15 protein-coding genes are annotated in these 18531 nt (G+C 59.2%); 4 read left to right on the top strand and 11 right to left on the bottom strand.

Annotated elements, in window-relative coordinates; genetic code table 11:
* Positions 1-10: 10 nt before the first annotated feature.
* The gene (locus AACY07_RS09445) at positions 11-1354 is read left to right on the top strand and encodes an MFS transporter (RefSeq protein WP_133076836.1); all 1344 of its coding nucleotides are present in this window, start codon (positions 11-13) and stop codon (positions 1352-1354) included.
* Here AACY07_RS09445 and AACY07_RS09450 read toward each other — a convergent pair.
* A complete protein-coding gene (locus tag AACY07_RS09450; RefSeq protein ID WP_339474534.1) occupies positions 1341-2297 on the bottom strand; it encodes a LysR family transcriptional regulator in 957 nt (318 codons plus the stop codon). The two genes, AACY07_RS09445 and AACY07_RS09450, sit on opposite strands and share 14 nt — an antisense overlap.
* A gap of 152 nt (positions 2298-2449) precedes the next feature.
* On the opposite strand from AACY07_RS09450, the gene AACY07_RS09455 reads away from it, so the two are divergent.
* The 3 genes from AACY07_RS09455 (at position 2450) to AACY07_RS09465 (ending at position 6898) form a co-directional block, all read left to right on the top strand.
* Positions 2450-3769, top strand: coding sequence for an L-fuconate dehydratase (locus AACY07_RS09455; protein ID WP_133076834.1), 1320 nt, complete (start codon positions 2450-2452; stop codon positions 3767-3769).
* 97 nt (positions 3770-3866) lie between these two features.
* Positions 3867-4568, top strand: a complete 702-nt coding sequence (locus AACY07_RS09460) for a FadR/GntR family transcriptional regulator (protein WP_339474536.1) — start codon at positions 3867-3869, stop codon at positions 4566-4568.
* A gap of 173 nt (positions 4569-4741) precedes the next feature.
* Complete coding sequence (locus tag AACY07_RS09465; RefSeq protein WP_339474538.1) at positions 4742-6898, top strand: methyl-accepting chemotaxis protein; 2157 nt, start codon at positions 4742-4744, stop codon at positions 6896-6898.
* 1671 nt (positions 6899-8569) lie between these two features.
* Here the strand turns inward: AACY07_RS09465 and AACY07_RS09470 are convergent.
* The 10 genes from AACY07_RS09470 to AACY07_RS09515 form a co-directional block, all read right to left on the bottom strand.
* Positions 8570-9541 (bottom strand): ABC transporter ATP-binding protein, encoded by a 972-nt coding sequence (locus tag AACY07_RS09470; RefSeq protein ID WP_339474539.1) that lies wholly within the window; start codon positions 9539-9541, stop codon positions 8570-8572.
* Positions 9541-10530 (bottom strand): ABC transporter ATP-binding protein, encoded by a 990-nt coding sequence (locus tag AACY07_RS09475; protein WP_339474540.1) that lies wholly within the window; start codon positions 10528-10530, stop codon positions 9541-9543. The genes AACY07_RS09470 and AACY07_RS09475 overlap by 1 nt, the downstream gene beginning before the upstream one ends.
* Positions 10531-10532: 2 nt before the next feature.
* A complete protein-coding gene (gene ddpC, locus AACY07_RS09480; protein ID WP_339474541.1) occupies positions 10533-11414 on the bottom strand; it encodes a D,D-dipeptide ABC transporter permease in 882 nt (293 codons plus the stop codon).
* 1 nt (position 11415) lies between these two features.
* Positions 11416-12432 (bottom strand): ABC transporter permease, encoded by a 1017-nt coding sequence (locus AACY07_RS09485; RefSeq protein WP_133076828.1) that lies wholly within the window; start codon positions 12430-12432, stop codon positions 11416-11418.
* 75 nt (positions 12433-12507) lie between these two features.
* Positions 12508-14088 carry an ABC transporter substrate-binding protein gene (locus AACY07_RS09490; RefSeq protein WP_339474542.1) on the bottom strand — a complete coding sequence of 527 codons (1581 nt, stop codon included), beginning with the start codon at positions 14086-14088 and terminating at the stop codon, positions 12508-12510.
* A gap of 150 nt (positions 14089-14238) precedes the next feature.
* A complete protein-coding gene (ddpX, locus tag AACY07_RS09495; RefSeq protein ID WP_339474543.1) occupies positions 14239-14790 on the bottom strand; it encodes a D-alanyl-D-alanine dipeptidase in 552 nt (183 codons plus the stop codon).
* Positions 14791-14828: 38 nt separating this feature from the next.
* Positions 14829-15689 carry a MurR/RpiR family transcriptional regulator gene (locus AACY07_RS09500; RefSeq protein WP_133076825.1) on the bottom strand — a complete coding sequence of 287 codons (861 nt, stop codon included), beginning with the start codon at positions 15687-15689 and terminating at the stop codon, positions 14829-14831.
* Between the two features lie 162 nt (positions 15690-15851).
* Entirely contained in the window at positions 15852-16349 is a 498-nt protein-coding gene (locus AACY07_RS09505) for a GNAT family N-acetyltransferase (RefSeq protein ID WP_133076824.1), read from the bottom strand.
* A 68-nt stretch (positions 16350-16417) separates the two neighbouring features.
* A complete protein-coding gene (locus AACY07_RS09510) occupies positions 16418-17452 on the bottom strand; it encodes a fimbrial protein (RefSeq protein ID WP_339474545.1) in 1035 nt (344 codons plus the stop codon).
* A 40-nt stretch (positions 17453-17492) separates the two neighbouring features.
* Positions 17493-18320, bottom strand: coding sequence for a fimbrial protein (locus AACY07_RS09515; RefSeq protein WP_339474547.1), 828 nt, complete (start codon positions 18318-18320; stop codon positions 17493-17495).
* Positions 18321-18531: the final 211 nt, after the last annotated feature.

Here is an 18531-nt window from a genome sequence, read left to right on the forward strand (position 1 = left end):
GGTACGTTCCATGAGTTATCAAGCGTTGTATGACTCGCCCGCGCTGGCGAGCGGCGTCAAGAAAGCAGCGATCCGGCTATTGCCGTTTCTCGCCCTGATGTACGCCCTGGCGTTTATCGACCGCGCCAACGTCGGTTTTGCCAAGATCGCCTATCAAGCCGACACCGGTATCGGTGACGCCGCATTTGCCTTGGGCGCGGGGATTTTCTTTATCGGTTATGCGCTGTTTGAAGTGCCCAGCAACCTGATCCTGCAGCGAGTGGGCGCACGGGTGTGGATGGCGCGGATCATGGTCACCTGGGGGCTGGTCTCGGCGTCGATGATGTTCGCCACCAGCGAGACATCCTTCTACGTCATCCGCTTTTTGCTGGGGGTGTCCGAGGCGGGCTTCATGCCCGGGATCATCCTGTACCTGACGTACTGGTTTCCGGCCAAGCAACGCTCCCGCGCCATTGGCCTGTTCTACTTTGGCGTACCGGTGGCGATGCTGATCGGCAGCCCGTTGTCGGGGTTCATCCTCGATACCAGCAACCCCTTTGGCCTGACCAACTGGCAGTGGATGTTTGTGGTCGAAGGCCTGGCGGCCTCGGTGGTCGGGGTGATTGCGTTCTTCTATCTGGCGAGCCGTCCAAGCGAAGCCAAATGGCTGACCGCTGAAGAAAAACACGCCATGAACACCGTCATTGAAGGCGAAGAAAAGGCCAAGGGCTACGCCAGCCACGGCTCGATCTTTGGTGTACTCAAAGACAAGCGTGTACTGATGTTTATCGCCATCTACTTTTGCGTACAGATCGGTAATGCGCCGCTGGCGTTCTACTTGCCGGCCAAACTGGCCTCGACCCTGGGTGGTCAGGTCAACACCTCGGTCGGCCTGCTGCTGATGATCCCCTGGCTCTGCACCATCGTCGCCATGCGTATCGCCACGGTATATGCCGACAAACACAACAACCATCGCCTGGTCGCATCCTCCATGCTTGCCGTTGGCACGCTGGCCTTTGCATCGCTGTCGGTGATCAACACGCCAGTGCTGACCCTGTTGGCGTTCTGTATCGCCATACCGGGGCTGGTGGCCAGCCAGCCCGTGTTCTGGAGCCTGCCGACCCGTCATCTGGGCGGCACCAGCGCAGCCACCGGGATCGCCTTCATCATCTCGATCGGTAACCTGGGCGGCTTTGTCTCGCCGCAGATCAAGGCCTACGCCGATGCGGTGACCGGCAACAGCAGCACCGGCTTCCAGGTCGTGGCAGCGCTGTGCTTTGTCAGTGTGTTGTTGCTGCTGATGCTCAAACGCACACCGTCGACGGCGACCACTGCTTACGTGCCGCCTGCCGACCTGACGTCTAGTCGCCCGTAACCCCGCCTGTACCCTCAAGGCCGGCCTGCACCCGCAGTTCGGCCTTGACCATTTCCATCGCCGCCGTGGGCACCCGTCCTTTGCGGCTGATCAGCCCGAAGGGCATCAAGCGCGCCGCCACCGTGATCGGCAGCGGTGCCAGCACCCCCAGTTCGCTGTAGTACTCCACCAGTGACAGCGGCATCAAGGCGAGCATGTCGGTTTGCTGGAGCAGTGAGACCGTGAGCATGGTCGAGGCGGTTTCAAGTGGGCTGGCAGGAGCCTGCACCTGGGATTGGCGAAAAATCTGCTGATAGATTTCCCGCAGCGGCGCGGGTTGCGATTGCACGATCCAGGGGTAGCAGGCCAGGGTTTCCAGGGTGACGTCGCTGTTGTGCTGCTGCGGATGGCCGGTGCGCGCGACGATCTGAATCACCTCTTCATCGAACGCTTCGAAGTTCAGGTCTTCGGTTGGCCAGCCATCGGTGATTCGGGCGATGACCAGGTCCAGCTGATCAAGACTCAAGGCCTGGAGCAGCACGTCACTGGTGTCGATGACCACGGTGATGTTCAGCTTGGGATGGCGTTGGGTCAATTGCGCCAGGGTGCGTGGCAGCAGGCCGCCCACCAGTGACCCCATTGAACCGATGCGCAAGGTCCCCAGATTGCCCGATTGCAGGGCCGTCATTTCTTCGTGCAGGCCGCTCATGTCAGCGAATACCAGCTGCGCATAACGAATGGCCGCTTCCCCCAGCGTGTTCGCGACCAGGCCCTTGTGGGTGCGGATAAACAACGCTTCGCCCACCAGGCTCTCAAGCTCGTGCAGCGCCTTGGTCACTGCAGGCTGGGTCAGCGCCATGATGTTCGCGGTCTTGCGCAGCGAGCCTTCTTCAGACAGGACAAACAGCAGTTGCAGGTGGCGCATGCGCAGGCGACTGCGGAACTGTTCAAGCGGCTTGATCATGGGGCGATTACCTGGAGTGATCGGTGTAGTCGAAACATTCAATTTCGCAGAGGGGTCGTGCAGGACAGACTGCGGGTGCGGCACGAAAATAACATGAATAAGCCTGCATCCACCGCAGACGGCGGGGCAAGCTTCAACTTCAGGATAACCCCATGTCTACCCTTATTACCCAGGTCGCTGTCCGCGATATTCGCTTTCCTACTTCCAGAAGCATGGACGGCTCGGATGCGATGAATTCGACGTCGGACTACTCAGCCACCTATGTCACCTTGCACACCGATTCGGGCGACGGCCTGGAAGGGCACGGCCTGACATTCACCATCGGGCGCGGTAACGATTTGTGCGTTGCCGCGGTCAAGGAACTGGCCAAGCTGTTTGTCACCGGTCGTACCCTGGAAAGCATCACCGGCAACTTCGGGGCCTACTGGCATGAAATCGTTGCCGGTGACTGCCAGCTGCGCTGGGTCGGCCCGGAAAAAGGGGTGGTGCACCTGGCCACCGCGGCCATCATCAACGCGCTGTGGGACCTGTGGGCCAAGAAGGAGGGCAAGCCGGTCTGGAAGCTGCTTGCCGACATGAGCCCTGAAGAGCTGGTGCGCTGCGTCGACTTCACCTTTATCACCGATGCCCTGACGCCACAGGAAGCCATAGCGATGTTGCGTCGCGCGGCACCGGGCAAGGCCGAGCGCGAGCAACAGATGCTTCGCGAAGGCTACCCCGGCTATACCACTGCCGCCGGCTGGCTGGGTTATTCCGAAGAAAAAATGCGCCGCCTGGCCCGTGAGGCGGTGGACGCAGGCTGGACCCATCTCAAGCAGAAGGTGGGTGCCGATATCGAGCAAGACATGCGCCGCGCCCAGATCCTGCGTGAGGAACTGGGCTGGGATCGCAAACTGATGATGGACGCCAACCAGACCTGGGACGTGGACGAGGCGGTCAGCAACATGCGGCGTCTGGCCGAGTTCGATCCCTGGTGGATTGAAGAACCCACCAGCCCGGACGACGTGCTCGGTCACGCGGCGATTCGCCAGCGCATCCACCCGATCGGCGTGGCCACCGGTGAGCATGCGCACAACCGGGTCATGTTCAAGCAGTTCTTCCAGGCCGGTGCCCTGGACTTCTGCCAGCTCGACCCCGCGCGTCTGGGTGGCCTGAACGAAGTGCTGGCAGTGGTGTTGATGGCCGCCAAGTTCGGTGTGCCCGTGTGTCCCCATGGCGGGGGGGTCGGCTTGTGCCAGTACTCGCAAAACATTGTGCTGTTCGATTACATCGCGGTCTCGGCTTCGCTGGAGAAACGCGTGCTGGAATACGTGGATCACCTGCACGAAAACTTCCTCGAACCGATCGTGATACGCCGCGGACGCTACATGCCGCCCCAACAGCCGGGATACAGCGTGACGATGAAACAATCGTCCCTGGAGCACTTTGAGTACCCCAATGGCCCGGAGTGGCAAGACCAGCATCAGGGCTGATCTGCCAGATGAAGTGTCCAGGGCTGCCACCGAGGTTTCTCCAGTCCACCTCGGCCTCTGTGGTAGCCTTTGGCATCATTTCTCGGACTCAGACTCGATGGTCTCCTCCTTTCCTGCTCCAGAGCGCAAGCTCTACCAGAAAATCGCCGACAGGCTTCGTGAATACATCGTTCAGGGCGACTTCAAGGTCGGCTCGCGCTTGCCTCCTGAACGCGACTTGACGCAGTTGCTGGGGGTATCACGGCCTTCGTTGAGGGAGGCGCTGATTGCCCTGGAAATAGAAGGCAGTATCGAAATCAAGATGGGTTCCGGGGTCTATGTTGCCGCGCGCGTGTCCGAGGGCGGCGCACGCACGGTGACCCTGGGTGAGAGCCCCACCGAACTGATGCAGGCGCGGGCACTGATCGAAGGCGAGGCCGTGGTGCTGGCCTGCATGCACGGGAAGAAAAGCGATTATCGCTACCTCAAGGACTGCATCGACGCCATGCGTGAGAGCATCAAGGCCAATCGGCCGCCTCTGGATGACGACCGCAAGTTTCACCATCGCCTGGCGAAAATGACCGGCAACTCCGCGCTGGTGCGGATCATTACGTCGTTGTTCGACGAACGCCACAGCCCGATTTCATCGCACCTTAGCGAACACTCCGAAAACCCCGGGACCTGGGATGCCGCCGTGATCGAGCACGAATCGATCCTGCACGCCCTGGAGTGCAAGGACGTGATCGCTGCGCAGACAGCCATCCGCCAACATTTGCTGCGCTCAGAAGCCCGTTGGCTGGGGGCGCTGGAGGCGGAGTGATATCTGGCCCCCGCGAGGGGGCGCCATAATGGAGCGTATTGCCCCGGGTGCACCGGCGTGAGGCATGAGCTGTCGCGTTCCACCCTTGCAAGGCATGGCCGTGAGGGCGGCTTCGTGTTGGCCTGGTAGTTGCTATCAATTTGACATCATTTATGTCATTGAGAGTGTATTGAATGCCGCTATCCAGCAGTTCCATGACGCTGTCCTCTCGAGAGAAGCACTGGCTACCCTGGTTCGGCAAAACCGGAAAAATCATGATGGGCTGGTCGTGCTGGCTTAATCGCGCGGCTTACCCTGTGATTGAACAGACATTCGAAGCCATCGCTGAGACCCGTGTGCAGTTGCTGCAAAACTGGACTCGCGAGCAATGGGAGCACCTGGCTGAACTGGCAGAAAGCCTGGCCGGTGACTTCGCCCAACTCGATAGCACTTCGCTGACGGACAAGCTCGCTCAGGCAGAAGACTTCTCCGAATTATTTGTGCTGGATACCCATGCCAATGTCCTGGCCTCGACCTGGAGTCGGCGCGCGAGCACAAGTCTTGAGCATGCACGTGCATTGGCAGAAGGCTTGAAGGCGCCGTTTCTGCAGGGGCCTTACTGCGACCCGCTGACCTTGCAGATCGGCCCGTCTTCTTCCCGCTTTCACGATGAAGTGACGTTGATGTTCTATCAGCCGATCAAGGTTGGCGCCACCGTGCTGGGGTGCCTGTGCGGTCGCGTACCCAACGATGTGCTGGGTGATCTGATCCAGCGCGAGGCCGGGCACATCTTTGCCGAGTCCGGTGACAACTACCTGTTCATGGCCCAGTCCCGTTTTGACCCGGCCATTGCGCCAGGGACCGCCTTGTCCCGATCGCGCTTCGAGGACGGTACATTCACCCATGGAGAAAACCTCAAAAGCGGGGTGCAAACGCCCTGGAGAACCGTCCAGATACAGCGCCATACCGAGCTGGAACTGCGCTTCACCGACCCTGCCACGCAGCAACTGCACGCAGGCGTTCGCGAGACCATCCGTACGGGTTCCAACCTGTTCGTGACCTATCCCGGTTATTCGGACTACCGGCACATTCCGGTGGTGGGCAAAGGCGTCACGTTTCAGTTGCCGGGTTCACCGGATCGCTGGGGCATGATGTGCGAGGCCGACCTGGAGGAAGTCTATCGTCGGCGCTCCCTCAGTTATGGCCTGATGAAGCCGTACCTTGCGACCATGGCAGGTCTGTTTGCCTGCAACTACGTGGTCCGGCATTACAGTGGCCTGGGCCAGGACATGATTGATGCCGCCGAAATTCTGAGCATGGTGTGTGCGGCAGTGCTGTTCAGCCGGTGGGGGCCAAAAAGACTGGCTGCCAGGTTGAACGTGATGACGGGCGTGATCATGACCATCGCCGAGGGTGAGGGCAACCTGCGCCAGCGACTGGACACCACGAAAATGGCCAATGACGAAACCGGGGACATGGGGCGCTGGATCAACAGCTTCATCGACCATCTGGACTCGGTGGTCGGTCAGGTGGTGAAAGCCAGCAGCACGGTCGGCAGCACCAACCGGATGATGCTGGGGCGTAGCCAGCAAGCCAGTGTGACGTCTGCCGAGGTCGGCGAAGCGGTTCATCGCATGATGATTATCGTCGAAGACCAATTGGGCGAGATCCAGCAAGCCTCGGCCAGTGCCGAGCACATGAAGCAGGCAATGGATGAAGTTGTCGCCCGTGCCCGCGAACAGTTTCTTGCCGTACAGGAAGGCACGCAGTCCATCAGGGATGTGGTTGAGCGTTCATCTTCGAGCGTGCAGTTGCTTGACAGCAAGATGACTCAGATTGGCAACATCACCGGTCTGATCAGCGCCATCACCCACCAGACCAATCTGCTGGCGCTCAATGCTGCCATTGAAGCTGCGCGAGCGGGGGAGCATGGGCGGGGATTTGCGGTGGTTGCCGATGAAGTGCGAAGCCTGGCCTCACGCACATCGCGCGCGGCAGAAGACATCAGGCACATGGTCGAAGGTTTGCAGAGCGAAACGCAAAGAGCGGTCAGCTTCATGGAGGAGGGCGTCAAGGACGTCGATAACAGCTTGCGCCTGGCTGAAGATGCGTCCTCGGAAAACGTACACCTGCACCAGGCGGTTGAAAGCATGTTTGCGATCATCCAGCAACTCAACATGCGCAGTCTCGATTATGGCAGGACGATCAAGCAGGTCGACCATAGCTCCACGCAAATGCGCCAGACTGTTGTGATGCTGCAAAACAGTGCTGAAACCGTGCGGCTCAATGCCAATAAACTGCAAAAACTGGTGGGGCAGTTTGAAGTGAGTCGAGTGCTGGTGAAGGCTTGATAATTGGGGGGGGGCGGACGGTCAGTCAGGCACACCGTGTGTACCGGTTTTGCGACCGCTGCGCGCTCGATCGTAGCCTCGTTCTACTCGTCAACTGCTACGCAGTGTTAAGAGCTGCGAAATTCGTAGCAGCTGACGAGCTGTGCGAGGCTGCGTCCGGCTGCGCAGCAGACGTAAAGTCGGCTTGCACGGTTAATCAAGCACACCGCATGTACCGGTTTTGCGACCGCTGCGCGCTCGATCGCAGCCTCGTTCTACTCGTCAGCGGCTACACGCGGTACACCCGGGATGGGTGCCGAAATCTGTAGTCGCTGACGAGCCGTGCGAGGCTGCGTCCGGCTGTGAAGCAGTCGTAAAATCGGCTTTCACGGTCAATCTGGCACACCGCGTGTACCGGTTTTGCGACCGCTGCGCGCTCGATCGCAGCCTCGTTCTACTCGTCAGCGACTACACGCGGGTGGGTGGCGAATCTGTAGTCGCTGACGAGCCGTGCGAGGCTGCGTCCGGCTGCGAAGCAGTCGTAAAGTCGGCTTCCCCGGTTAATCAGGCATACCGCGTGTATCGGTTTTACGACCGCTTCGCGCTCGAACGTAGCCTCGTTCTACTCGTCAACTGCTACGCAGTGTTAAGAGTTGCGAAATTCGTAGCAGCTGACGAGCCGTGCGAGGCTGCGTCCGGCTGTGAAGCAGTCGTAAAATCGGCTTTCATGGTCAATCTGGTACACCGCATGTACCGGTTTTGCGACCGCTTCGCGCTCGATCGCAGCCTCGTTCTACTCGTCAGCGGCTACGCAGTGGTAAGAGTTGCGAAATTCGTAGCAGCTGACGAGCCGTGCGAGGCTGCGTCCGGCTGCGAAGCAGTCGTAAAGTCGGCTTTCACGGTCAATCTGGCACACCGCATGTACTGGTCTTGCGACCGCTGCGCGCTCGATCGCAGCCTCGTTCTACTCGTCAGCGACTACACGCGGTACACCCGGGATGGGTGCCGAAATCTGTAGTCGCTGACGAGCCGTGCGAGGCTGCGTCCGGCTGCGCAGCAGACGTAAAGTCGGCTTTCACGGTTAATCAGGCATACCGCGTATACCGGTTTTGCGACCGCTGCGCGCTCGATCGCAGCCTCGTTCTACTCGTCAACTGCTACGCAGTGGTAAGAGTTGCGAAATTCGTAGCAGCTGACGAGCCGTGCGAGGCTACGTCCGGCTGTGAAGCAGTCGTAAAATCGGCTTTCACGGTCAATCTGGCACACCGCGTGTACTGGTTTTTCGACCGCTTCGCGCTCGAACGTAGCCTCGTTCTACTCGTCAACTGCTACGCAGTGTTAAGAGCTGCGAAATTCGTAGCAGCTGACGAGCCGTGCGAGGCTGCGTCCGGCTGCGAAGCAGTCGTAAAGTCGGCTTTCACGGTCAATCTGGCACACCGCGTGTACCGGTTTTGCGACCGCTGCGCGCTCGATCGCAGCCTCGTTCTACTCGTCAGTGGCTACACGCGGTACACCCGGGATGGGTCCCGAAACCTGTAGTCGCTGACGAGCCGTGCGAGGCTGCGTCCGGCTGCGAAGCAGTCGTAAAGTCGGCTTTCACGGTCAATCTGGCACACCGCATGTACCGGTCTCGCGACCGCTGCCCACACGAACTCAGCCTCGTTCCTTCGCCAGCGGCTACAAGGAGTGCAGTCAGTCCTGCACGTGGCACCTGACTTGCTGGTGTTGACTTCCGCGCATCACTTGAGGCTGCTTGCAGCCCTCTCTGTTCAAACCACAGCGCTCAAGGAAAAAACAACCCTCGGGCAGGTTCCTGTTGCCCGGCAACTCGGTAGGTGCCGCCACTTGCTCGGCAAGCAACGGTACACCCAGTCGCGGCACGGCTTCGAACAGCAGGCGTGTGTAAGGGTGACGCGGCTGCTCCAGAACCTGGGCGGCACTGCCCAGTTCGACGATCTGCCCCAGGTACATGACCGCCACCCGATCAGCCATATGGCGTACGACCGAAACGTTGTGGGATATCAGGATGTAGGTCAGGTTGCGCGCCTGCTGCAATTCGGCCAGCAAGTTGAGGATCTGGGCCTGCACCGAGATGTCCAGGGCAGAGGTCGGTTCGTCGAGGACGATGATGTCCGGGTCTGATGACAAGGCCCTGGCGATCGCAATACGCTGGCGCTGGCCACCGGAAAACTGGTGCGCAAAACGGTCCAGGTATTCCGGGCGGATGCCCACCTGGGCAGCCACTTTGGCGGCAATGCTGCGCATCTGCTCGCGTGAGCGCATGCCTCGGGCATAAAGTGGTTCGGTGATGATGCGCCAGATGGGCAGGCGAGGGTTCAGGGACGATTGAGGGTCCTGGAACACGATCTGGACGTTGCTGCTGCCCTCGCCATTTTGCCCGTTGGCCCAGCTCAGTTCACCGCTGCTGGGCTTGAGCAGGCCCATGAGCAATTGGGCCAGGGTGCTTTTGCCGCACCCCGACTCGCCAACGATGCCCAGGGTTTCCCCGGCCCGGACTTGAAGGTCGATGCCGTTGAGTGCGTGGGCGTAGCCCCGGGGACGGCCCAGCCAGTCATTGCTGACGGGGAAGCGCACGCGAACGTCGGTCAGCTTGAGAATCTCGGGTCCCGTGTCGATTGCAGGGTAAATCAGCGCACTGTTCATCACGAAAGCTCCTCTTGCGCCAGCCAGCACGCGCTCTTGCGTTGCTCATCCCGGTTGATGGCGGTCAGCACCGGGCGTTTTGCGCACACCGGCATGGCCTGTGTGCAGCGCTCGGCGAAGGTGCAACCGGTGGGCAGTTGTGAAAGGTTGGGGACTTGTCCGGGAATGGTCATGAGTGGCTGTCCAGGCTCGACCATCTCGGGCAGGCCACTGAGCAAACCCTGGGTGTAAGGGTGACGGGGATTGCTCATGACCTCGGCGGTCAGGCCCTGTTCTACCACCGCCCCGGTGTACATCACGTAGACCCGGTCGCAGAACTGCGACACCAGCGCCATGTCGTGGGTGATCAACAGGATGGCCGTGCCTTTTTGCCGGGCCTTTTCGCGCAGCAACAACAGCACCTGGCGTTGCACCGTCACGTCGAGGGCGGTGGTGGGCTCATCGGCGATCAGCAGTTGCGGCTCGCACGAGAACGCCAGCGCAATCATCACCCGCTGGCGCATGCCACCGGACAGTTCGAACGGGTAGCTTTCCAGCACTTGCTCGGGGCTGGCGATGTGCATGTCGCGCAGCAGGGCGACCGCCTTGGCGTGGGCAGCACTGACGCTGATTTTCTGGTGGTGAATGATGACGTCGAGCATTTGCCGGCCAATTCGACGGGTCGGATTCAGGGCGGTCATCGGCTCCTGGAAGATCATGGCCGCATCGCGACCACGAATTTTCAGCAAGTCTTTTTCAGGTGCGCTGAGCATGTCGCGGTTGAGCATGCTCAGGCTGCCGGAGGTGATGCGATAGCTGCGTTCGGGAAGCAGCCGCATGCTCAGCATCGCGGTCACGGACTTGCCCGATCCGGACTCGCCGACCACGCCGACTATTTCGCCGGGATTGACGTGCAGGGACACACCGTTCAGCGCCTTGACGCTGCTCTTGTAGGCAGGGAATTCAAGGCTCAAGTTGTCGATGGCCAGCACAGGATTGCACGTAGTCATGGTCATTTCCCCTGTTGGCGTGGGTCGAGCAGATCGCGCACGCCATCGCCCAGCAAGTTGAAACCGGTGGCGGTGATCAATATCGCCAGCCCCGGAAAGGTGGAGTACCACCAGTTATCCAGGATGTAGTTGCGTCCCGTGGCGACCATCGCGCCCCATTCGGCCGTAGGCTGCTGTGCGCCCAGGCCAATGAAACCCAGGGCTGAAGCCATCAGGATGGCGCTGCCGATGTCCAGGCTCAGTTGCACCAGCAAGGGCGGCATGGCGTTGCGGGCGACGTGCCAGTGCACCATGTGCCAGCGCCTGGCGCCGAACGTCTCGGCGGCCTTCACGTAGCCCATCTGGCGGATGCCCAGCGCCTGGCCGCGTGCCAGGCGGACATAGGAGGGAATCCGCACCAGGGTGATTGCCAGCATGGCATTGAACAGGCTGGCACCCAGTGCGGCGGCCAGGGCCATGATCAGCACCAGTGACGGCACCGAGAGCATGATGTCCATCAAGCGCATGGTCAGGGCGTCAAAGCGCCCGCCGATCACTCCGGAAAAACAACCCAGCAGGCCGCCGATGAAACACGATGAAAAGGCCACGAACAGGCCAACGCCCACTGACTGCTGGCTGCCGTAGAGCACTCGGCTTAACAGGTCCCGGCCCACTTCATCGGTGCCGAACCAGTGCTCGGCGGACGGTGGTGCCAGACGCTCGGCCAGGTTCAGGGCGTTGGGGTCGTGGCTGGCCAGCCAGGGGGCGAAGATCATGGACGCCACGACCATCAGGGTGATCACCAGACCCGCCATGGTCAGCGGGCTGCGGCGGACCTGATAGGCCAGGTAGGTCAGTTTTTCACGCCATTGCGGGCCGTGTGTTGCGCTAAGGGGGACCGACATTTCAATTCACCTCGCCAATGCGTGGATCGATCACGCGGTACAGCAGATCGATGGCCATGTTCAGCAGTACATAGATAAACGACACCAGGATGGCGAAGCCCATCACTGCCGGGAAATCCAGGGACTGGATCGACTTGACGACATAGGCACCCATGCCCGGCCAGGCAAATACGGTTTCGGTCAGGACTGCGCCGTAGAGCAGGTCGCCCAGGGTCAGGCCCAGAACGGTTACTGACGGAATCAGCGCATTGGGCAGGGCGTGGCGCAGGATCACGGTCCAGCGCGACAGGCCATAGGCCCGGGCAGTACGGATATAGTCCTCGCCCAGTTGATCGAGCATGGCGGAGCGGATCTGCCGCGAGATGACGCCTAGGGTCACGAAGCCGAGGGTGGCCGCGGGCAGGATCAAGTGCTTGAGTGCATCGAAAAACAGGGTGAAATTACCGGCCAGCAGGGAGTCGATCAGGTAGAAACCGGTGATGGTCGTCGGTGGCGTGAGCCCTTCGGACAGGCGACCACCGCCGGGCAGCCAGCCAAGGTGGCCATAAAACAGCACGATGGCGCCCAGGCCGAGCCAGAACGCCGGAGTAGAAATGCCGGTGACGGCCAGTGTGCGTGCGATCTGATCGATGGCGCGGTTGTGGTAGACCGCCGACAGCACGCCCAGAGGCACGCCGACCAGGATGGCGAAGAACAACGCCACCAGGGCCAGTTCCAGGGTCGCCGGGAAGAACGCCTGTAGATCTTCCAGTACCGGGCGGTTGGTACGGATCGATGTGCCGAGATCACCCTGGACCAGGTCCAGCACGTAGCGGCCGTATTGTTGGTACAGGGGCAAGTCCAGCCCCAGTTGATGGCGGATACCGGCGACCAGCGCATCGCTGGCACGGTCACCGGCGATCAACCGGGCGGGGTCGCCGGGAATCAGGTGGGAGATGGTAAAGGTAATCAGCGAGACACCGAACACGACCAGTAACAGGCCAAGCAGGCGCTTGCGCAACAACGTCAGGAAGGCCATAGGGCACCTCAGTCACTCTAACGACAGAAATCCAACGCCATGCGCGCCATTGCTGGCGCGCACGCAGCAGCAGGTTTACTTGCTCATGCTGCCCAGGTTGAACACCTGTTCGAGCATCGGGTTGAACACGTAGCCCTTGACCGAATCACGCATCGGCAGGGTGTAGCTCTTCTGATAGAGGTAAACGTAGGCGCTGTCGTTGAGCACCACTTTCTGCGCCTGCTGGTACAGCTCGGTGCGTTTGGCGGTGTCGCTGGTGGTGGCGGCTTCGCGGATCAGGGTATCGACCTGCGGGTTGCTGTAGAACGAACGGTTGCCCTGCAGGCCCTGCATCTTGGAGTCGAACCAGAAGTTCATGAACATGTACGGGTCGGCGAAGTCCGGGCTCCAGGTGCCGACGGCGATGTCGTAGTCGGCCTGGCCAACGCGCTCACGCAGGGTGGCGTTGGCGGTTTTCTCCAGCTTGAGGTTGATGCCCAGTGGGGCGAGGGCGGCTTGCAGGGTCAGGCCGATCGGCTCCCAGTTGGCGTCCTTGTCGGAGTACATGTAGCTCAGGTTGGTGATTTTCTTTGGCACCTTGGCCAGGCTGGCCATGGCCGCAGGCATGTCCTGCTTCATGTTGGGCAGCGAGCTGTCGTAGGCCCACATACCGTCCGGGATCGGTCCGTTCAGCAGTTCGGCCTTGCCCTTCAGGATGCCTTTGACGATGCCGTTGTAGTCCACGGCTTCGGTGATTGCACGGCGCGCATCGACGTTGGTCAGGGGGCCTTGCTTGTTGTTCAGGTACAGGTAGGTCACCCGCAACGACGGGAACTCCTTGACCACGACCCCCGGTTTGCTGGCCAGAGAGCCCAGTTGGTCTTCAGGCATGTCTTCGATGATGTCCAGATCACCGCGCTCCAGTTGCAGGCGGCGTACCGAAGGCTCGGCGATGATCTTGAGCACGACGGTCTTGAGCGCAGGTTTGGCACCGGCGTAATGGGGGTTCGGTTCCATGGTCAGCGACTGGCCTTTCTGCCAGTTGCTCAGGCGGTAAGGGCCAGAACCTGCGGTGTGGCTGGACAGCCAGGCATTGGCCTCTGCGCCTTTGTTGGCCACCAGCGGATTGACGATCGAGGCACCGTTGTGGGCCAGTGTGAACAGGAAGGGCGCGAACGGTGTCTTGAGGGTGAAACGCACGGTCTGCGGGTCGATCGCCTCCACCACCATGTCTTCCGGGAATGCACCGGACGGCCCTTGCTTGAGGGTCATCAGACGGTCGAAGGAAAACTTGACGGCCGCAGCGTCTACGCCCGTGCCGTCATCGAACTTGTTGCCGGGCTTGAGTTTGAATTCCCAGACCAGATTGTCCGGGGAAACAGTCCAGCTCTCGGCCAGGTCTCCCTGGACTTCGGTGCTGCTCTTGTCGCCGTCGGTCTTGTAGCCCACCAGCCGCTGGTAAGACGGGTAGGTGATGGTCCAGTCGTTGTTGTCAAACGTCACGGCCGGGTCGAGGGTCTGCGGGTCGGCGGGTTTGCCGATGACTAGCGTGTCCTGTGCGGTGGCTGCTGTCGCCGCTTGCCAGGCGCCAAGGCTCAAGGCTGCGCAGAGCAAGCCAGGCAACAGTTTCAGGGTACGGGAAGCGGTGGAGCGGTTCACGGTCTTGATGAGGGTCATGCCGGTTTCCTTCAACATTCGATGTCTGGAAGTAGGTTTATTTTTGGAATCTATAACCGGGCAGTAGCAGATGAAGCATGTTTGAAACGTTTTTGTTGTTGTCGTAAAGCGGTGTCACTGGCATCGAAACTCTATGGTTTCGTGGCCGGATTACTCGTGGAGCAAGGGGTAATCGTCTGCGTTGGGCAGCTCGAAATGCCACCACTCCGTAGGGATCGCCTGGAAGCCCGCGCCCAGCATGATGCCCAGTAACAGCAGGCGATTGCGCTGCACATTGACCGGCAGGTCGGGGTAGAACTGGTGGGACTTGTCTTCCATCGCGTCGAACGCGGTGCCCATGTCCAGCGGCTGGCCGTTGTCGTCCACAAGGGTCAGGTCCACGGCAACACCGCGACTGTGGTGAGAGCCCAGATGCGGATCGCGCACGTAGTCGCCGTTGGGCAATGCCTCCCATAGCAAAAATTGGGCATAGGGCGGGCGATAGGCGTCATAGATGAGCAGGCTGTAGCTCGCCAGATTCGCCAGCTGGCTGGCCTTGCGCAAACAGACGGCTGCATCGCGGTGCAACTGGCAACGGGCCGTCGGGTAGATGATTTTGCCGGCCAGGTTGTCGGCAGTGGCGTAGATCATTTCGATCTGCACCTGGTACTGCTCGACATCGATTTCAACGAGCGGGCTTGGGTTGGCAACGCATTGGTTCACACAAACACTCCATTTGTGATTTGTTTGAGGCGATCGGCTCAGCCTTCGAACTGGCCGAAGGCTTTTTGCAACTGACGATTTTTTGCCAGGCGTACATCCAGATGCTCGCCGTATTTTTCTGCCACGGCCGACACCATCAGGTTCAGCAGGCATGCCAGGGGAGCCGGGGAATCCCAGAACTGCCCGACGTCGGTCTTGATCTGCAGCAGGTCCAGCGGGTAATCCCGGGCCCAGGGGCATTGCAGGTCGGTGATCAGGGCCAGGGGCAAATCGTTGTCGCTGGCCGCGTCGCAGAAGGTCTGGGTCACGCTGGAGTACGCCCGGAAGTCGGCAATGATCGCGTACGGATTGGCGAAACCGGAGTTCAGGGTTTCGGCGTAGATGCCCGACAGGCCGTCAACGTAGTAGACCTTGGGGCGGATGTACTCAAGGTGACTGTGAAAAGCAGTCAGGATGCCGCGGGTGGACTGGATGCCGAGGATAAACACCGCATCGGCTTCGTGAATGCGTTGCACGATCCGGGCAAAGGTTTCGCTGCGGGCCAGTTCATAGACCTGCTGGATGGCCTCGATTTCGCGATGCAGGGAACGGTCCAGCGCATCATCGCAGCTGTTTTCGGCGCGGAAGGCGCCGATACGGTCGGTGATCAACCACGAGGTAGGGGCTTCACCGCGCAGGCTCTGCTTGACCTCATCCAGGTTCTGATAACCCAGGGAACGCAGGAAACGGCCCACGGAAATACCCGTGGTAGAGGTTTGCTGCGCAATGCTGTCAGCGGACTCGAAGGGCAACTGTTGCGGATTGCCCAACAAGTAACTGGCAATACGCTTGCCGGTGGGTGTCAGGTTGGAGAACTCTTGTTCCAGCAACTGAAGAAAGCTGTTTTTTTCCAAGGACATAAGAGCGCGCCGACACTGTGGTTGTTATTGGTATGTCATTTGTTTGCTTTGTGTTAGCAACATAACATTTGTTTTCACGGCAACACAACGCCTTTTCTGAAGCGTGTGCAGTGAAGTGTTTTTTGCGGGTATCACGAGCGCCTTGGGCGCTCGCACAGACACTCAGACAGCCATGACCATCTCATGCCAGGCCATGCCGCCATGTTCGGAGGGGGATGGCTGAACGTACTGATAACCCAGCCGGGTGTAGAGCCCGACGTGCTGTTCTTTGCACATCAGGTGGATGGTTTTTTTCCCGAGGCTGCGCATCTGCTCGACAAACTCGTGCATCAGCAGCGTTGAAAAGCCCTTGCCCTGGTGTTCAGGGGACACCACCACGGACATGATCACCACATTGGGCGCCGCTGGGTCGTGCCCGATCAGTTCCTTGAAGGCCTCATCCGACATGACCACGTCGTGGGCACAGCCGCTATTGATGAAACCCACCACCTGGCTGGCCTGCTCAAGGATCAGAAACCCCTGGGGATACTGGGCGATCCGTGTACGAATCTTTTCCAGAGTGGCGGCTTCATCGCCTTCATAGGCTGAAATTTCGATCTGATAGCAGCGCTCCGCGTCCTGTGGGGTCGCGTGTCTGAATAGGGGGGGTGGTAGAACCATGGGCTGCTCTCTGTGGTGGGGATTATTCAGCCCTTTGTTGTTCATGCTGAAGGCCTGTTCGCCCGTGATTATAAATAACTCATGGTAAAGGTCATGGACGTATTGGCCGTGCCAAACCCCAATTCTTGATCATCGAGGCGTATATAGGCGGCGCTCAGAGGGATTTTGAAGTCGCCGCCTCGCTCATCATAAGCGTCGAAGACATGCACCTTGTCCAGAGCCAGCGGCGCTCCATCGCCATCCATTATGCGTAGCCCGACGCCTTTTGCGCCGGAGGCGCCGTCCAGAGAAACCAGGCCATTTTCCCCGTCTATAACCGGTGTGTTGGCTTGCAGCGAATAGGTCACCCTGTTGATACCGTCGGGGCATTCATTGAGGGCAATATCGAAGTTTACGGGCTGGGTATGGCCTCGACTGCCCGTGACCTCACTGGCCACGTAATCGCCCATGTTCACCGACACATCGGGGGTTTTGCAGGACGACGCGGAGATGATCAGGCTACCGGTCATGGTCACGTTGTGACTGATTAATGTTCCATACTTGATCACCCCGACTGTGAACGGGCCAATAACTGTGCCGTGCTTGATGGTGCCGATTTTTACAAATCTGTAAATGAACCTGATCCCGTAAACAGGTGCTACGTTTGTATTGCCGATGGTTCTTTCGCCAAACACATTGATGGTGTATTTGGGCTCGGCATAGGTGCCGAACATCTGCAGTGCAAGGCCGCTGTCTTTTATCGGGAATATAGAACCGCTCGCCGGCGCCGGCCCTAGCGCAGGATTTAGAACCAGGCCAATGGGCGTAATGCCGGAACAGGTAACTGTGTTGGTTTCGCGCGCCAGATAAGAACTTCCATAAACAGTACGGTCGTTTTCAAGGTCGGCTGGCATGCTGATAACGCCCGGCCCTTTCAGCAGAACTTCAGACGGCGTGAGGGGATGTTTTCCGTTATTGAAACGACAGTCAGCGAATGAGTCTGTGTGCGTGAAGAGCAATAGCAGGGCCAGTAACGGCACGTGTTCTACATGAATTTTTTGTGTTGTGCCTGGCAAGATGTTTGTTGTTGTGTTTGCGTGAATATTTGATTGTCTGCGTTGCACAGTAGTCCCCGGGTTGTTAGATAAAATAGCAGGATGCGAGTTATAAATAATTGATCGTAAACGTCATGGATGTATTGGCCGTGCCAAACCCCAATTCATGATCATCAAGGCGTATATAGGCGGCGCGCAGCGGGATTTTGAAGTCGCCGCCTCGCTCATCATAAGCGTCGAAGACATGCACCTTGTCCAGAGCCAGTGGCACTCCATCGCCATCCATTATGCGTAGCCCGACGCCTTTTGCGCCGGAGGCGCCGTCCAGGGAAACCAGGCCACTTTCTCTGTCGATAACGGGGGTGTTGGCTTGCAGCGAGTAGGTCACCCTATTGATGCCTTGGGGGCATTCATTGAGGGCAATATTGAAGTTTACGGGGTGGGTATGGCCGCGACTGTTCGTGACTTCACTGGCCACGTAATCGCCCATATTCACCGACACATCGGGGGTTTTGCAGGACGACGCGGAGATGATCAGGCTGCCGGTCATGGTCACGTTGTGAGTGACCAATGTTCCATAATTGATCGTCCCGACCGTGAAAGGGCCGATAGACGTGCCGTGCTTGATGGTGCCGATTTTTACAAATCTGTAAATGAATCTTGTCCCGTAAGCGCCCCATGAGTTTGTCCTGTACACGGTTCTGTCGCCAAACACATTGATTGTGTATTGGGGTTCTGTATAGGAGTCGAATATCTGCAGTGCAAGACCGCTATCTTTAATCGGGAATAAAGACCCGCTCGAAGGCGCCGGCCCTAACAAAGGATTTGGAAAAAGCCCGATGGGCGTAGCAGTGCCGTAACACGTAAGATCGTTGGTTTCGCGTGCTATATAAGAACCTTCATACACTGTACCAGTGTTTTCAAGGTCGGCTGGCATGCTGATAACGCCCGGTCCTTTTAGCAGAACTTCAGCCGGAGTGGTAGGATGTCTTCCGTAATTAAAATAACATTCAGCGAACGAGTCTGTGTGTCTGAAAAGTAAAAGCAGGGCCAGTAACGGCAAGTGCTTTATGCGCTTTATTGTTGTGTTGTACATAAGAGTGCCTTTTTTAGTTCGGCTACTTTGCCTAGGGGGCTTATATGCCGAG

This window comes from Pseudomonas sp. RL_5y_Pfl2_69 (genome assembly GCF_963970465.1).
Classification (GTDB): Bacteria; Pseudomonadota; Gammaproteobacteria; order Pseudomonadales; family Pseudomonadaceae; genus Aquipseudomonas.

Coding starts and splice junctions, on each gene's coding strand:
- AACY07_RS09475 (WP_339474540.1), bottom strand. CDS start 10,530: ATGACTACGTGCAATCCTGTGCTGGCCATCGACAACTTGAGCCTTGAA.
- AACY07_RS09470 (WP_339474539.1), bottom strand. CDS start 9,541: ATGAACAGTGCGCTGATTTACCCTGCAATCGACACGGGACCCGAGATT.
- AACY07_RS09515 (WP_339474547.1), bottom strand. CDS start 18,320: ATGCCAGCCGACCTTGAAAACACTGGTACAGTGTATGAAGGTTCTTAT.
- AACY07_RS09505 (WP_133076824.1), bottom strand. CDS start 16,349: ATGGTTCTACCACCCCCCCTATTCAGACACGCGACCCCACAGGACGCG.
- AACY07_RS09455 (WP_133076834.1), top strand. CDS start 2,450: ATGTCTACCCTTATTACCCAGGTCGCTGTCCGCGATATTCGCTTTCCT.
- ddpC (WP_339474541.1), bottom strand. CDS start 11,414: ATGTCGGTCCCCCTTAGCGCAACACACGGCCCGCAATGGCGTGAAAAA.
- AACY07_RS09450 (WP_339474534.1), bottom strand. CDS start 2,297: ATGATCAAGCCGCTTGAACAGTTCCGCAGTCGCCTGCGCATGCGCCAC.
- AACY07_RS09465 (WP_339474538.1), top strand. CDS start 4,742: ATGCCGCTATCCAGCAGTTCCATGACGCTGTCCTCTCGAGAGAAGCAC.
- AACY07_RS09500 (WP_133076825.1), bottom strand. CDS start 15,689: ATGTCCTTGGAAAAAAACAGCTTTCTTCAGTTGCTGGAACAAGAGTTC.
- AACY07_RS09445 (WP_133076836.1), top strand. CDS start 11: ATGAGTTATCAAGCGTTGTATGACTCGCCCGCGCTGGCGAGCGGCGTC.
- AACY07_RS09485 (WP_133076828.1), bottom strand. CDS start 12,432: ATGGCCTTCCTGACGTTGTTGCGCAAGCGCCTGCTTGGCCTGTTACTG.
- AACY07_RS09490 (WP_339474542.1), bottom strand. CDS start 14,088: ATGACCCTCATCAAGACCGTGAACCGCTCCACCGCTTCCCGTACCCTG.
- AACY07_RS09460 (WP_339474536.1), top strand. CDS start 3,867: ATGGTCTCCTCCTTTCCTGCTCCAGAGCGCAAGCTCTACCAGAAAATC.